Genomic DNA, 14,905 nt, shown 5'->3' with positions numbered 1-14,905 from the left:
GTCAGTTGGTGAAGTGCCCGCGCAGGGCATGGATCGAGGCCACCAGGGAGGGGTCGGTGCCGAGCCCGGCCTCGATGACGCCCAGCAGTGCGGCGGTCTGTTGCGCAGAGCCGGAACGGATGGCCGGATCGGCCAGGATCACTTCCAGCGCAGTTGCGTTCGCATCCTGCACCGGGGTTCCGGCGGCATGTTGCGCCGCCAGCTGGTCACACCAGGCGGCCAACAGGCGCAAGGCAGCGGTGCCGTGGCGCCCGGCAGCCTGCTCGGCGCGGAACACCGGCAAGGCGCGGGCGGCAAGCTTGAGCGATCCGTCTCCGGCGATCTGGGCCAGGAAGTGGGCAATGCGCGGGTTCTCGAAGCGTTCGCGCAACGCCTTGCGGTATTCAGGGACCTCAAGTTCCGGCCCGGTGAGGTGCGCGGCGGCGGCATCCCAGAATTCCTCGACCCAACCGGAAACGGCCGGGTCGGCCAGGGCCTGCGCGACGGTTGCGTGTCCGCGCAGCTGCCCGGCAAAGGACATCAGCGTGTGGGCACCGTTGAGCAGCCACAGCTTGCGGCGTTCAAAGGACTCCAGGTCCGTCACGAACTGGGCGCCGGCTTTTTCCCAGGCTGGGCGGCCGGCCGGGAAATCCCCGGAAAGCACCCATGAGGTGAAAGGCTCGGTGACCACCGGGGAGACATCAACGAAACCGGTTTCGGCGGCCACGGTGTCGCGGTCGGCGTCGGTGGTCCGCGGGGTGATGCGGTCGATGGAGGTGTCCACGAATGAGACGTTCGCATCGATCCAGCGCGCCAGCATCGGGTCCACCGCCTGCGCGAAGCCCAGGATGCCGGCCCGTGCCACCGCGCCGTTGCCCGGCAGGTTGTCGCAGGACACGACGGCCAGCGGCCAGCCGTCGCCGGAACGGCGGGCAGCCAGGCCGACCACCAGGCGTGCCGCGGCGGTGCCCAGGGCCAGGGCCTCGAACTCGGCGGCGGTCTTGGCGAAGACCCCGGCGTCGTAGCATTCCCGCAGGACCCCCAGGTCCGCAAGGACCTGGTCGTCGTCGAGGTTCAACGTCGGTTCCGTGGCCCCGGGGGCCATCTTGTAGCCGGCCTCGGTGATGGTCAGGGTGACGATCGCGGTGGATGGGCTGGCCAGCAGGGTGGACAGCGCCGCCATGTCGTTGCCGTCACGGGCCTCCACGATGGAATCGATGACCTCGAAGCTGTCGCCCTCGGCCTCGCGCCGGATCAGCGTGAACAGCCCGTCCTGCGCGGCGAGCTCCTCGGCGGCGGTGGCGCTGCGTCCGGTGAAGGCGGCGATCCCCCAGCCGTCGTTCGCCTTGGCGGTGTACCAGGCCTGGTGGGCGCGGTGGAAGGCGCCCAGGCCGATGTGCACGATGCGGACCTCGGCCTTGGGCGCCGGGTGGGTCGTGCGGTTCAGTTCGCGGGTGGCCACGGATCCGGCGCTCACAGCTTGAACGCCCGGCGCGGTGCGGCGTCGACGACGTCAACGATGATTTCGTGGGCGCGTTCCTCGGTGATCCGGTGCTCGGCGACCAGCCGGGCCAGGAAGGATGCCTCCACGCGGCGCGAGGCGTCGTGCCGCGCCGGGATGGAACAGAAGGCGCGGGTGTCGTCGATGAAGCCCGAGGAACGGGAGAAGCCAGCGGTCTCGGTGACCGCGGAGCGGAAGCGCATCATCGCATCCGGCGCATCCAGGAACCACCAGGGGGCGCCGATGAACACCGACGGGTAGAACCCGGCCAGCGGCGCGATCTCGCGGGAGAACACGGTCTCGTCGATGGTGAACGGGATGAAGTGGAAGCCCGGCGCGGTGCCGAAGTCGTTGAGCAGCGGCTGCAGGCCGGTGGCGAAGTCCACGGCGAAGGGGATGTCGTGGCCGGTGTCCGGGCCGAAGGCCTTCAGCGTGGCTGCGTGGGTGTTGCGGTGCACGCCCGGGTGCATCGTCATGACCAGTCCGTCTTCCACGGCCATGGCGGCCTGCTGGTACATCATGTGCGCCTCGAAGGCGAAGGCCTCAGCGGTGGAGGCGGTGCCGGCCATGCCCTTGGCAAAGAGCGCGGCGGCTTCGTCGCGGTCCAGCTTCAGCGTGGCGGCCGAGTGCGAACCGTGGTCCGAGGACACCGCTCCGTGCTCGACGAAGTAGGCGCGGCGGTTGGCCATCGCGGCCAGGTAGCCGTCGTAGCCGGTGGCACCCTGGCCGGCGGCCTGGATCAGCGCGTCGGCCTTGGCGGCGAAGTCGGCGCCCCAGAACTTGATGTACGCGTCGGGGCGGAAGGTCGGCAGCACACGGGAGGCGAAGGAGGAATCCGTTGCCAGGGTGCGGTGCGCGGCCAGGTCATCGAGCGGGTCGTCGGTGGTGGCCATGACCTCGATGTTGAAGGAGTCCATCAGCGCGCGCGGGCGGAAGCCCGGCTCGTCGATCTTCGCCTGCAGCGCATTGAACGTCGCCTCGGCGGTCTCCTCGCGGATGTCAAGGTCGTCGATGCCGAAGACGTCGACGAATTCCTGGCGCAGCCAGTACCCCGAGGCGGTCCCGTCGAAGGCCTTCCAGTTGGCGCAGAAGGTGCGCCAGGCATCCAGGGCGCCGACCTCGGAGGTGCCGCCGACGCGCAGCGCCTCGAGCGGAACGCCGTTGGCGTGCAGCAGGCGGGTCACGTAGTGGTCCGGGCTCAGCAGCAGGGCGGTGGGGTCCGGGAACGGGGTGTCGTTGGCGATCATTGCCGCGTCCACGTGGCCGTGGGGCGAAATGATGGGCAGGTTTTCCACGTCCTTGTGGAGCGACCGGGCTATCTCGCGGACACCGGGGTCTGCGGGCAGAAGCCGATCGGGGTGGTTCGCAATCGAGGAAGGCATGTATTGATGGTCGGCTTGGCAGCACCACGACGGCAACAAGTTGCCATGAGTTGCACCACTCGCCCGGGGCCCGCCGGCCTTCTAGCCTCGGGGGCGTGCGGTGGACCCGCGCAGGACCAGCCGCGTCGGCAGCACCACCGCTTGTTCGTGCGCCGAGACGGCGCCGCGCGAGATCGCCAACAGGCTGCGCACCGCGGTGGCGCCCAGGGCATGCAGCGGGGCTGCAACGCTGGAAAGCCCCGGGACGATCAACGAGGCGCCCGAGGAATTGTCAAAACCGATGATGGAGAAATCCTCCGGGATGCCAAAACCGTTGGCCTGCAGCCTGCGCATCAGCCCGAGCGCCAGCTGGTCGTTGTAGGCGAGCACCGCGGAGGCCTTGCCCGTGGCAACCTTGTCGGCCACCTGCGCCCCTCCGTCCATGGTGGGCGCGGTGGATTCGATCTTCGTGATCCGCACGTCGAGTTCCTGGCCCGCCTGTTTCACTGCCCGCCAGCGCATCGAATCCGCCCACGATGCCTCGGGTCCGGCCAGGTAGGAAACCTCCCGGTGCCCCAACTGGGCGAAATGCTCGATGGCCCGGCGCACCCCGCGCACGTTGTCGGTGATCACGCTTGCCACGCCCTTGACCCCGCGGTTCATCACCACCGTGGGCTTCTGCTTGGCCATGGCCCGAATGGCCGCGTCGGACATCCGCGAGCTGCTGAGCACGATCCCGTCCACAATGTCGATGGACCGTTCGATGGCCTCGCGCTCGATGACCCCGGATTCCCGGGTGTGGGCCAGGAGCATGGTGTAGCCGTTCAACGCCGCTTCCTCCTCGGCACCGCGGATCATCTCGAAGTAGACCGGATTGGAAATATCGGCCACCACCAAGGCAATGGTCCCGCGCCTGCTGCGGCCCTGGGCCATGGGGCGGCGCACGCTCACCGACTGGTAGCCGATCTCGTCGGCAACCTTGCGGATGCGTTCGGCGGTGGCAAAACTGACCCTGCCCGGTCGGGCAAAGGCCCGCGAAACAGTGGATGCGGAAACCCCCACGATGCGTGCCACATCGTAGATCGTTGCCGGTCGGGGTTCTTCAGGTTGGGGACTCACCTTTCCATCTTTGCGCGCCGAAGCGATTGTTGGTAGCTCGTGGCAACTAGTGGCAACAATTGGCTCGCGGCGCGCTGTGGCGTACATCATCAATGCAACCGTCAACGTGGCCGGGAGGCACCCTCACAGGTGCCGCATGTAACAGGCGAGCGGCAAAGATGCCGCCCACCGGCCGGAAAGTAGCCTTTAGAGATGAAACTTCGCGTCATTCGCGTCGTTGCCCTTGCCGCAGCCGCCGCACTTGGTCTAAGTGCGTGCACCGCCGGCATCTCGGGCACCGCCGAAGAGGGAAAGACCATGGTTCTTTCCCTCAACCAATCAGAGTCACACCCCTCCTACATTGCCCTGACCGGCTTCGGCGAACGCCTGAAGCAGGCCACGGACGGCCGGTGGGACATCAAGGTCTACCCCAACGAGACCCTCGGCGCGCAGCAGGAAGTCATCCAGCTGGTCTCCGACGGCTCGGTCGACATGGCCATCGCCTCGGGCACCCAGCTGGAAAACCTGAACCCCGGCTTCGCAACACTGAACCTGCCCACCGTGTTCACCAGCATCGAGCACCAGATTTCGGTGCTGCGGAATCCCGCAATCGTCGGCGAACTCTTCTCCTCGCTCGAGGAGTCCAAGAACCTCACGGTGCTTGGCGGTCTCACTCAGGGCGACCGCAACCTCTACACCGCCGAAGGCCCCATCACGAAGCCGGCCGACTTGGCCGGCATGAAGATCCGGGTCCAGGAATCGGACATCCACATTGCGATGGTCAACGCCATGGGCGCCTCCGCAACCCCGATGTCCTATGGCGAGGTCTACACCGCGATGCAGTCGGGCGTGCTTGACGGCGCCGAAAACAACGAGGTTTCCTACGTCACCCAGAAGCACAACGAGGTGGCCAAGCATGTGGCCCGCACCCGCCACCTGGTGGGCCTCGACTACATGCTCATCAACTCCGAGCTCATGGAGAAGATGAACCCGGAGGACCGCAAGATCCTGGAATCCGAATGGCAAAAGACCGTCGACGAGCATGTGGTGCTGTGGCAATCCGACACGCAGGCAGCCATCGACAAGGCCACGGCTTCGGGCTCGAAGTTCAACGACGTCGACGAGGAAGCATTCCGCAAGGCTCTGGCCCCCGTGGTCGAGGGTGCTCTGAAGGGCGAAAAGGCCCACAAGCTCTACGACAACATCAAGGAGGCCGGAAAGTGAACGCCGTCAAAACCGTCCTCGATGTCACGCTGAAGTGGCTGTGCGTGGTCCTTTTCAGCGCCCTGGTGCTGGTGGTCTGCTGGCAGGTCTTCAGCCGCCAGGTCATGCACGCCCCGGCCACGTGGACCACATCCCTGGCCCAGTACCTCTTTGTCTGGCTGGCACTCTTTGGTTCCGCCTACGTCTTCTCGGACCGCGGGCACATTGCCGTGGACTTCCTGGTCCGTGCGCTGAAAATCAACGAGAAGCGCACCACCGAGGTTTTCGTCCAGGTCATCATCCTGCTCTTCGCCGCGTTCGTGCTGGTCTACGGCGGCATCCGCGGCGTCGACCTGACCTGGAGCCAAAAGATTTCCGGGCTTCCGCTGAACATCGGCGCCATGTACCTGGCCCTGCCCATCTCCGGGATCATGACCGCGTTCTACGCGGTCTACCACCTGGTTGAGGCGCTGCACGGACGCGGCCTGCCCAACGACGACGAAGACGAAGAAATCCGGGAGGCGATCTAGGTATGGATGCAGCACTTGTAGCAGGCATAGTCCTGGTCGTTGGCATCGCGGTGCTCTTGCTGGCACGCGTGCCGATCGCCGTGGCCGTGGGCGTCTCCGCCTTCCTGGCCGTGGCGGCAGTCATCGGCGTGGAAAAGGCCTCCTTCGTCTCCGCGCAGCGGATGTTCACCGGCATCAACTCGTTCACCCTGCTGGCCATCCCCTTCTTCATCCTGGCCGGCGTGCTGATGAACAACGGCGGCATCGCCGGACGCCTCATCGACGCAGCCAAGGTCCTGGTCGGCCGCACCCCCGGCTCCCTGGCCCAGACCAACGTGGTGGCCAATGCACTGTTCGGTTCGGTCTCCGGCGCCGCAGTTGCCTCGGCCGCGGCGGTCGGCGGGGTCATCGGCCCGCGCCAGCGCAAGGAAGGCTACGACAGGAACTTCTCGGCAGCCGTCAACATCGCCTCGGCCCCCTCGGGCATGCTGATCCCGCCGTCGAACACCCTGATCGTGTACTCGCTGGTCTCCAGCACCTCGATTGCGACGCTCTTCGTCGCCGGCTACATCCCGGGCATCCTCTGGGCCCTGGCCTGCATGCTGGTTGTCTGGCTCTATGTGCGCAAGCGCCCGGAACTGAAGAACCACGTCAAGGTCTCCCTGCCGACGGCGTTGCTGACCATCTGGCGTGCGGTCCCCTCGATCCTGATGATCGTCATCGTCATCGGCGGCATCCTGGCCGGCGTCTTCACCCCGACCGAGTCCGCGGCGATCGCCGTGGTGTACTGCCTGATCCTGGGCTTCATCTACAAGGCCATCAAGGTCGGCGACCTGCCGCGCATCCTCATCGATGCCACGCTGACCACCGCGATCGTCATGCTGCTGGTCGGCGTGTCCACGATCATGGCCTGGGTCATGGCCTTCTCCGGCATCCCGGGAGCCATCTCCTCCGGGCTGCTCGGCCTGACCGATTCCCCGACCATGATCCTGATCCTGATCATGGTGATCCTGCTGATCGTCGGCACGTTCATGGACCCGACCCCGGCGATCCTGATCTTCGTGCCGATCTTCCTGCCGATCGTGACCACCTTCGGCGTGGATCCGATCCACTTCGGCATCATGGTCACCTTCAACCTGTGCCTGGGCACGATCACCCCGCCGGTGGGCAACGTGCTCTTCGTCGGAGCCAGGGTGGCCGGGCTGCGTGCCGAGCCCGTCATCAGGGCCCTGGTGCCGTTCTTCCTGGCACTGGTCGCGATGCTCTTCGTGGTCACCTTCATCCCGCAGCTGTCCTTGTGGCTGCCGGACCTGCTGGGGCTGCTGGCCCCGTAGCGGCGGGCGCCTAAAACACCTGCTGCCCGATGCGGCACCGGAACCTGTCAGTGGTTCCGGTGCCGCATCTCTGCGTTAAGTTCCCCTTCGGGCTTCGAAAAGCCCCTTGTCGCGAAGGCAATTCATGGCAACCGCGTGCATTGATCGGGTGACCTGCGACACAGTGGGAGATGCATCCGATGGCGGGGCCCGAGCCGCCCACCATCACCCCCGCACCTGACTCAATGGAGAGCACACCATGACCCGAAAGTTTCCGCCATCGCCAAGACGGCGACGCACGGCAGCGGCACTGGCCCTGCCCCTGATACTCACCCTGGGCGCGACGTCGGCGAGCGCCTTGCCGCCGCAGGACAACGCCGGCAAGAACGCCCCCGCAGCCGTGAACAACAATGAAGGCAACCACGGCAAGCCGCCGACGCTCGGTGTCCGCGTCAAGGACACCATCACGGTCAAGGGCCGCACCTTCAAGGACCTCAACGCCAACGGCAAGCTCGACCCCTACGAGGACTGGAGGTTGCCCGCCGGAGAGCGCGCGGAGAACCTGGTGTCGCTGATGACGCTGGAGGAGAAGTCCGGCCTGATGCTGATCGACACCCTCAACGCCGCCTGCGACCCCGACACGAAGAAGCGCGGCGCCCTCGACCCGGCGGCAACCGGCTACATCAACGACCAGAAGATGCACCGCTTCATCTTCCGCAACACCGTCACCAGCGAGGACCAGGCCGTCTGCGGGGCCACCGGCGACGGATTCCAGGCCAGCACGTCCCTGACGCCGCAGGAAGCGGCCACCTACATGAATTCCGTCCAGGAGCTCGGCGAGGCCACCCGCCTGGGCATCCCGATGCTCTACAAGTCCAATGCCCGCAACCACATCGACCCGGACGCACGCGCCGGCATCAACGAATCCGCCGGGGCCTTCACCGCCTTCCCGAAGGAGGCGGGGATCGCCGCCGCGGCCCTGGGCGAGGAAGCCGCGCGCACCGGGCAGGCGCCCACCACCGGCGACATGTCGGTCGTCGAGAACTTCGCCAACGTCATGGGAGATGAATGGGAGTCGATCGGGCTGCGCGGGATGTACGGCTACATGGCTGACCTGTCCACCGAGCCGCGCTGGTACCGCGCCCACGAGACGTTCACCGAGGACGCGGATTTGAACTCCAACATCATGACCACGCTCGTTGAATCCTTGCAGGGCCCGCTCGATGCGGAGGGCTCCTCGCTCAGCCCGGAAACCGCCGTGGCGCTGACCATGAAGCACTTCCCCGGCGGCGGGCCGCAGGAGCTGGGCCTTGATGCCCACTACTCCTTCGGCAAGACCCAGGTCTACCCGGGCGGCGCCTTCGGCGAGCACCTCAAGCCCTTCGAAGCCGCCATCAAGGCCGGTGTCTCCTCGATCATGCCGTACTACGGCGCCCCGGTGGAGGTTACCCACGACGGCGTCACCTATGATTCGACCGGCATGGCCTTCTCCAAGCAGATCGTCAACGACCTTTTGCGCGACAAGCTCGGGTTCGCCGGATACGTAAACTCGGACACCGGCATCATCAACGACCGGGCCTGGGGCCTGGAGGACAAGTCGGTTCCCGAGCGCGTCGCAGCGGCCATCAACGGCGGTACCGACACCCTCTCGGGTTTCCACGACGTCAAGACCATCACCGACCTTGTCGATTCCGGCCTGTTGACGGAGGAGCGCGTCACGCTCGCCGCCGTGCGGCTGACCGAACCGATGTTCAGCATGGGCCTGTTCGAGAACCCGTACGTCGACACGACCGCCGCCGGCAACACTGTCGGCAGCGCCGCGAACCGCGAGGTTGGCCTTGACCTGCAGCGCAAGTCCGCAGTCCTGCTGCAGAACAAGGAAACCGCCGACGGATCCAAGGTCCTGCCGTTGAAGCCCGCCTCCGACGTCTACGTCCTGGGAGACATTTCCGCGGCGAAGGTCGCCGAATACGGCTACAACGTCACCGACGGCAACACCAAGGACGCGGCCGACCGGCCCAGCGCCAAGGACAGCGACGTCGCCCTGCTCAACATTACGGTGAACAACGCCAACACCGGTTCCTACACCAGCAACGACCCGGAATCCGGCATGAACCCCGAGCACACCAACACCTCCGTGCTGGAGGGCGTTGAAGGGCTCGACGGCCAAAGCCCCTACGGCGCGGCGGACGCCTGCGTCACCCAGGGCGCACCGACGTGCACCGATGACGGCCTGCGCTTCGGCGGCTCGCTGCCCTGGGAGTCGAGCATCCTGGACTTCACGTCCATGGCAGAGTCCGAGTCGTGGAAGATCACCCCGTCGCTGGACACCATCAAGCAGGTCATGGCCGAGGTCGAGGACCCCTCCGCGGTGGTCCTGCACGTGTACTTCCGCCAGCCGTTCGTCATGGACGAGGCCAGCGGACTGCGCGACGCCGGCGCGATCGTGGCGGGCTTCGGCATGAGCGACACCGCGCTGCTCGACATCCTCTCGGGCAAGGTCGCACCCCAGGGCAGGATGCCTTTCGCCCTGGCGGGCACCGCCGAGGCGATCGAAGAGCAGTTCAGCGACCTGCCCGGTTACAAGGAGACCGCCGACGGGGAGCTCTACCCGTTCGGCTTCGGCCTGGGTTACTGACAGGCTTGCCGGATCGACGACGGAAGGCACCCTCCCCCATRGGGGCGGGTGCCTTCCGTCGTGTCACCGCGGGGCCTGTGCGGTCCAAGTGGGAGCTCGCTCTCGCGCAGCTCCCTATTGGTTGAGTGCGGGCGCTGCCTGCTCGCTGAAGGCCGGCATGACCTGCTCGATGAACAGTTCCAGCGAGCGTTTCTTTTCCTCATGGCTGAGGGTGTTGTCGGCCCAGAAGCTGTACTCGGTGACTCCCAGTGCTTCGTATTTGCGCAGGCGTTCAACGACCTCGGCGGGGGTGCCAATCATGGCGGTCCGGTGCAGGGACTCCACCGAGAACTCGGGACGGGCTTCGAACTTCTCGACCGGGCTCGGGTCCAGGAAACCATTCTCCGGGATGGCCTTATTGCCGAACCAGGCGTCGAAGGTCCGGTAGAACTTCTGGATTCCCTCGGCGGCCGGGCGCCAGCCCTCGACGTCGTCCTCGGTGTGTACGTGGGTGTGGCGCAGCACCATGATGTCCGGGCGACGTTCGATTTCCGGGTGGTTGGCAATGGCGGTTTCGTACTTCTCGACCAAGGACTCGACTTCCTCGTCGCCCTTCATCAGCGGGGTGACCATGACATGGCAGCCATTGGCCACGGCGAAGTCGTGGGATTCGGGGCTGCGTGCGGCAACCCAGACCGGCAGCTCCTTCTGCACCGGCTTCGGGACGCTTGTTGAAGTCGGGAACTGCCAGACCTTGCCGTCGTGGGCGTAGTCGCCGGCCCACAGGGCCTTCATGGCCGGGACGATCTCACGAAGGTGCTCGCCGCCGTCCGCCGCCGGCATGCCGCCTGACATGCGGTCGAACTCGAACTGGTAGGCTCCTCGCGCCACGCCCACTTCGGCGCGGCCGCCGCTGATGACATCGAGCAGCGCAAGTTCCCCGGCGGCCCGGATCGGGTTCCAGAACGGGGCGATGATGGTGCCTGAGCCGAGTCGGATCTTCGAGGTCTTGGCCGCAAGGTAGGCCAGCTGCGGCAGCGGGTTCGGCGAGACGGTGTACTCCATCGAGTGGTGCTCACCGATCCAGATCGTGCCGAAGCCACCTTCCTCGGCCATGAGGGCCAGTTCGACGAGGTTCGCCCAGTGGTCCTCGTAGGAAATGGAATCGTCGTAGCGCTCCATGTGAACAAATAGCGAAAAACGCATCAGGCGTCCTTTCAGAAATTAGTGGCTTGCAGAATAAGCGTCGCGCTCGGCGATGGTCACGTTTTGGCGTGACCAATGTTCGCGTTCGACTTCCCTGACGATTACGGTGATATTTTCGGGTGCGGCGTCGACGGTGGTGACCGCCGCCTGGTGCAACGCGTCCATGAGGTCCCGCAGCTGTTCCGGGCTGCGGCCCCGGGCGATGGAAACATCGATCAGTGGCATGAAGGTATCCGTCCTATCCGCGCATGACGAAGGGGTCGGAGACCGGGCCCTCGTCGGTGTTGATCCAAATGCTCTTGAGCCGGGTGTACTCGTACATCGACTCGATGCCGTGTTCGATGCCCACCCCGGAGTTCTTGAAGCCCTGCCGCGGAGACATCGGGGACATCGCCCGGTAGGTGTTGACCCACACGGTGCCGGCGTCGAGCTTCCTGGCGACGCGGTGCGCGGTGGCCAGGTTCTGCGTCCACACCCCGGCGGCCAGGCCGTACTCGGTGTCGTTGGCCAGGGCGAGCAGCTCGTCCTCATGCTCGAAGGGCATGATGGCGGCCACCGGGCCGAAGATTTCCTCGCGCACCACTCGCATGTCGTTGTCCACGTCGGTCAGCACGGTCGGCTCGTAGAAGTAGCCTGGCAGCTCGAGGCCAGCCGGCCGGCCGCCGCCGCTGTGCACGGTCGCGCCCTCGGCGGCGCCGATCTTCACGTAGGATTCGACCTTCTCCAGCTGGTCTTTGAAGGCCAGCGGGCCCAGCTCGGTCTCATCCAGCAGCGGGTCGCCGATCCGGATCGAGCGGGCGCGTTCGGTGACGCGTTCCAGCAGTTCGTCGTACACCGACTTGTGCGCGAAGACGCGGCTGCCGGCGATGCAGGTCTGTCCGGCTGCGGCGTAGATGCCCGCGACAACGCCCATCGCGGCATTGGCCACGTTGGCATCTCCGAAGACGATGTTCGGGCTCTTGCCGCCAAGTYCCAGGGTGCATCCGATGAACCGGGCCGCCGCCTGGGCAGCAATGTGCGAGCCGGTGCCGGTGGAGCCGGTGAAGGAGATCTTGGCGATCTTCGGATGGCTCACCAGTGCGGCACCGGCCTCGGCGCCCAGTCCGGTCACCACGTTGATGGCGCCCGCCGGGAAGCCTGCCCGGTCCGCGAGCTCGGCCAGCAACAGCACCGTGCGCGAGGTGTATTCGCTGGGCTTGATGACCACGGTGTTGCCGGCGGCCAGGGCCGGGGCGATCTTCGAGGTGGTCAGCGTCAGCGGCGAGTTCCACGGTGTGATCGCCCCAACCACGCCTAGCGCCTCGCGCTGGGTGTAGTTCAGGATGTCCGGGTTCGTGCTCGGGATCTGCGAGCCCTGGATCTTGTCGGCCAGCCCGGCGTAGTAGTAGAAGTACTCGGGCAGCATGCGCATCTGCCCGCGCATCTCGCGCAGCAGCTTGCCGTTGTCCAGGCTTTCGCACATCGCCAGCTGCTCGGCGTTCTCCCCGACCAGGTCGCCTAGGCGGCGCAGCAGGTGTCCCCGTGCGGTGGCGCCGATCCTCTTCCAGGCGGCGGACTCAAAGGTGCGGCGGGCGGAATTGACGGCCCGGTCCACGTCCTCGGCGTTGCCGCGGGCGGCCTCGTAGAGGACCTCCAGGGTCGCCGGGTTGGTGCTGGTGAAGTAGGTTCCCTCGGACGGGGCCACGTGCTCGCCGCCGATGAAGTGGTTGAGGCGTTCAGTCACGATTCATCCTTTTCGGGTTGTCGATCAATGTGGTCAGTGCGTCGGCCAGTGCCGGTGCGTTCTCGATGGGCAGCATGTGTCGGGCGTGCGGTACGACGACAACACGGCAGTCGGGCATCGCCCGTCCCAGTCGGTGCGACATCTCAGGGGTCGAGCCCGGGTCGTCGCTGCCGGTGATGGCCAGCGCGGGCGCGGTGATGTCGCCCAGTTCGGGTCCGATCTCCTGGTCCCCGTGCGCGAACACCCGGTAGGCATGCAGGTAGGACTGGATGTCGCTGCGGGCCAGGACCTGCCTGACGGCCGCAATCCGCTGCGCCGGCACCGAGGTGGAGGCCTTCGGGAACCAGCGTTCGATGGCCAGGTCCACCCCCGCGGCGAACTCCGTTCCCGCGGTGTCCAACCGGCGGGCCACCGCCTCGGATTCCTCCGCAGTGCGCCGGCACACGGAGTTGACGGAGGTCAGCGTGAGGACCCTGGCCGGCGCAAAGCGTGCAATGTATTGGGCGATGAGTGCCCCCAGCGAGAACCCGACGAGGTGCACTGGACCTTCGGGCAGCCGCGACATCACGTGCTGCGCCAGGGACTCAAGCGTCTGCGGTTCCCGCAGGGGCGGCTGTGCGCCGTGGCCCGGCAGGTCCAGCGCGAGGGTCGGACGGTCGCACACCGCCCGGAAAGTTTCCCACATACTCCGGTCCAGGCCGACCCCGTGCAGGAGCACGATCCGTGGTTCGAGGACACCCATCACGAACAGTCGCTCCTAGAGCTCGGTCGAGAGCGCTGCCAGGCGCTGCTGAGGACGGCCACCGGTGGCCGCCGCCAGGGCGATGATGATCTCCCCCGGGTGCGGGGCATCGGGGATGCTGACCTCGATGCTCTGGTGGTGCGAGCGAATGGTGGCGTCGGTGAAGTGTTTCAGCGGGATGTCGAAGTGCACCCCTGCCGGGCCGCGCTTTTCCACGGCCGGCAACAGGGTGGTCGCCTGAGCCGCATCGCGGAAGTGGTTGCCGAACTTCAGTGTGTGGATCAGCGCGGAACCGTGTTCAATCTCCCCTTCAAGCCCGACAATGGCGGCCTTTCCATAGGCCTCCAGCGGGGCGCCCAGCGCCTCGATGACCTTCGGCGCCAACAGCGCGCCGAGGTCGGAGGCGACGGCGTCGATGCCGGCGTTCAGGTCCTCGACGAAGCCCTGGCCTGCCCACGGGTTGTCGAAGATCGCCGCTACGATGGCGATGCGGGCGACGGGGTCGACGTCGCGGCCGCCCTCACGGGTGGTTTCCTCGACGATGGTCACAAGCTTGCGGTATTTCACAGTGTAATTTCCTTCAGGATCTCGGAGGTGACGGGAATATCGGTGTTGCGGTCCCCGATCCGCGCGTGCGGGCGGGGTCCGGTGGACGCTGCGGCGACGACGGCGATTTCCGCTGCGTTCGGCGCATCTGACAAGAAGATTTCAATGGTCTGATAGTGACTTCGGGTGGCCGGTGCGGTCTTGTGCCACATCGGGATCCGCAGACTTTCACCCGGCTGGCCGAATCCGTCGGCGAAACACAGGATGGAGGTACCCTCCAGCGCCTCGCGCATCAGGTTCCCGAAGTACGGGGTATGGATCAGCGCCCCGGCGTGTTCGATTTCGCCCCCGGCGCCAATGAGGGCCGCTTTGCCGAATGCTTCTACCTTCCCGGCGCCTCCCAGCACGTCCAGCAGACGGTCGGTCAACAGCTTCGACAGCAGCGGGGCGATGCGCTCGGCTTCCGGGGCGAGCTCGAAGTCGGTGCCGGTGCCTTTCCACGGGTTAGCAATCACCGCGGTCGAGGTGGCCCGCAGGATCGAGTCGCCCTCGGCATGCGGAATCTCTTCGCTGAATGTCGATATCTTGCGAAGTCCAATGGCTGCGGCAATGTCGTCATAGCCGCCTAGGGTCGAACGCGTGCTGAGATCGACTACTGTCGTCGCCGCAAGTGGGGTTGTTGTCATGTTTTGGAGCTTTCTGGTCTGTGGCGTCGTTGGGCCCCTTGTGGCCTGGGATGTCAACCATCCCGCCTTCCCCCGTTCCGGGCAGCCTTGCCCTGGCGGGAATCCGCGGCGTGGCTGCCGGCAATCAGGCGTCAGCCGGACCGACGGACGTTGTACAGGGGTTCAGGGTCAAAGACCCCAAATCTCAATCTGTTGCATACAAGAACTGTAGTCTTTTCTGTACGAGTGTGCAAGAAGTCACCTTGAGTGCACTCATAACTCATGAGATACGCGCAAGCTGTTGCGCATCTCACACTAGATGCTACGATCTGATGCATGCAACAAATCAATACTATTTTTCCGCTCTACGGCTCCCGGGCACGGGCGCCTCGGAGCAGGGAGCACGGGCGCTTTGTTGGGCTCTTGACTCTGCTCGCTATTC

13 protein-coding genes are annotated in these 14,905 nt (G+C 66.0%); 4 read left to right on the top strand and 9 right to left on the bottom strand.

Annotated features, from left to right (window positions below):
• Nucleotide 1: 1 nt before the first annotated feature.
• From BLJ79_RS10170 to BLJ79_RS10160, 3 genes are all read right to left on the bottom strand, one after another.
• On the bottom strand, nt 2–1,456 hold the full coding sequence (locus tag BLJ79_RS10170) for a mannitol dehydrogenase family protein (RefSeq protein ID WP_286135339.1): 1,455 nt from the start codon (nt 1,454–1,456) through the stop codon (nt 2–4).
• Nucleotides 1,453–2,862, bottom strand: coding sequence for a glucuronate isomerase (uxaC, locus tag BLJ79_RS10165; protein WP_071214634.1), 1,410 nt, complete (start codon nt 2,860–2,862; stop codon nt 1,453–1,455). The genes BLJ79_RS10170 and uxaC overlap by 4 nt, the downstream gene beginning before the upstream one ends.
• Nucleotides 2,863–2,943: 81 nt before the next feature.
• Complete coding sequence (locus tag BLJ79_RS10160) at nt 2,944–3,960, bottom strand: LacI family DNA-binding transcriptional regulator (protein WP_071214633.1); 1,017 nt, start codon at nt 3,958–3,960, stop codon at nt 2,944–2,946.
• A 192-nt stretch (nt 3,961–4,152) separates the two neighbouring features.
• On the opposite strand from BLJ79_RS10160, the gene BLJ79_RS10155 reads away from it, so the two are divergent.
• The 4 genes from BLJ79_RS10155 (at nt 4,153) to BLJ79_RS10140 (ending at nt 9,602) form a co-directional block, all read left to right on the top strand.
• Entirely contained in the window at nt 4,153–5,163 is a 1,011-nt protein-coding gene (locus tag BLJ79_RS10155; protein ID WP_071214632.1) for a TRAP transporter substrate-binding protein, read from the top strand.
• Nucleotides 5,160–5,672: a TRAP transporter small permease gene (locus BLJ79_RS10150; protein WP_071214631.1), complete on the top strand. Its 513-nt coding sequence runs from the start codon at nt 5,160–5,162 to the stop codon at nt 5,670–5,672. The genes BLJ79_RS10155 and BLJ79_RS10150 overlap by 4 nt, the downstream gene beginning before the upstream one ends.
• A 2-nt stretch (nt 5,673–5,674) precedes the next feature.
• Entirely contained in the window at nt 5,675–6,985 is a 1,311-nt protein-coding gene (locus BLJ79_RS10145) for a TRAP transporter large permease (protein ID WP_071214630.1), read from the top strand.
• A gap of 238 nt (nt 6,986–7,223) precedes the next feature.
• On the top strand, nt 7,224–9,602 hold the full coding sequence (locus BLJ79_RS10140) for a glycoside hydrolase family 3 protein (RefSeq protein ID WP_071214629.1): 2,379 nt from the start codon (nt 7,224–7,226) through the stop codon (nt 9,600–9,602).
• Between the two features lie 114 nt (nt 9,603–9,716).
• On the opposite strand, the gene BLJ79_RS10135 is transcribed toward BLJ79_RS10140, so the two are convergent.
• Genes BLJ79_RS10135 through BLJ79_RS10110 form a run of 6 tightly spaced genes read right to left on the bottom strand, consistent with a single transcriptional unit; the run spans nt 9,717 to nt 14,541 of the window.
• Nucleotides 9,717–10,787 carry an LLM class flavin-dependent oxidoreductase gene (locus BLJ79_RS10135; RefSeq protein ID WP_071214628.1) on the bottom strand — a complete coding sequence of 357 codons (1,071 nt, stop codon included), beginning with the start codon at nt 10,785–10,787 and terminating at the stop codon, nt 9,717–9,719.
• A gap of 18 nt (nt 10,788–10,805) precedes the next feature.
• Nucleotides 10,806–11,012, bottom strand: coding sequence for a tautomerase family protein (locus tag BLJ79_RS10130; protein WP_071214627.1), 207 nt, complete (start codon nt 11,010–11,012; stop codon nt 10,806–10,808).
• 13 nt (nt 11,013–11,025) lie between these two features.
• Entirely contained in the window at nt 11,026–12,510 is a 1,485-nt protein-coding gene (locus BLJ79_RS10125) for an aldehyde dehydrogenase (protein WP_071214626.1), read from the bottom strand.
• Nucleotides 12,503–13,252, bottom strand: coding sequence for an alpha/beta fold hydrolase (locus BLJ79_RS10120; protein WP_071214625.1), 750 nt, complete (start codon nt 13,250–13,252; stop codon nt 12,503–12,505). Before BLJ79_RS10120 ends, BLJ79_RS10125 begins: the two co-directional genes overlap by 8 nt.
• 15 nt (nt 13,253–13,267) lie before the next feature.
• The gene (locus tag BLJ79_RS10115; RefSeq protein WP_071214624.1) at nt 13,268–13,819 is read right to left on the bottom strand and encodes an amino acid synthesis family protein; all 552 of its coding nucleotides are present in this window, start codon (nt 13,817–13,819) and stop codon (nt 13,268–13,270) included.
• Nucleotides 13,816–14,541: an amino acid synthesis family protein gene (locus BLJ79_RS10110; RefSeq protein WP_286135338.1), complete on the bottom strand. Its 726-nt coding sequence runs from the start codon at nt 14,539–14,541 to the stop codon at nt 13,816–13,818. The genes BLJ79_RS10115 and BLJ79_RS10110 overlap by 4 nt, the downstream gene beginning before the upstream one ends.
• Nucleotides 14,542–14,905: the final 364 nt, after the last annotated feature.

Source organism: Arthrobacter sp. UCD-GKA, assembly GCF_001863355.1.
Taxonomy (GTDB): domain Bacteria; phylum Actinomycetota; class Actinomycetes; order Actinomycetales; family Micrococcaceae; genus Paeniglutamicibacter.
The sequence above is the reverse complement of the archived record's forward strand: the minus strand, read 5'-3'. Positions and strand labels throughout refer to the sequence as shown.

Bases quoted from the DNA above. Each gene is read 5' to 3' on its own strand.
- uxaC (WP_071214634.1), bottom strand. From the start codon at position 2,862: ATGCCTTCCTCGATTGCGAACCACCCCGATCGGCTTCTGCCCGCAGAC.
- BLJ79_RS10155 (WP_071214632.1), top strand. From the start codon at position 4,153: ATGAAACTTCGCGTCATTCGCGTCGTTGCCCTTGCCGCAGCCGCCGCA.
- BLJ79_RS10145 (WP_071214630.1), top strand. From the start codon at position 5,675: ATGGATGCAGCACTTGTAGCAGGCATAGTCCTGGTCGTTGGCATCGCG.
- BLJ79_RS10140 (WP_071214629.1), top strand. From the start codon at position 7,224: ATGACCCGAAAGTTTCCGCCATCGCCAAGACGGCGACGCACGGCAGCG.
- BLJ79_RS10135 (WP_071214628.1), bottom strand. From the start codon at position 10,787: ATGCGTTTTTCGCTATTTGTTCACATGGAGCGCTACGACGATTCCATT.
- BLJ79_RS10130 (WP_071214627.1), bottom strand. From the start codon at position 11,012: ATGCCACTGATCGATGTTTCCATCGCCCGGGGCCGCAGCCCGGAACAG.
- BLJ79_RS10120 (WP_071214625.1), bottom strand. From the start codon at position 13,252: ATGGGTGTCCTCGAACCACGGATCGTGCTCCTGCACGGGGTCGGCCTG.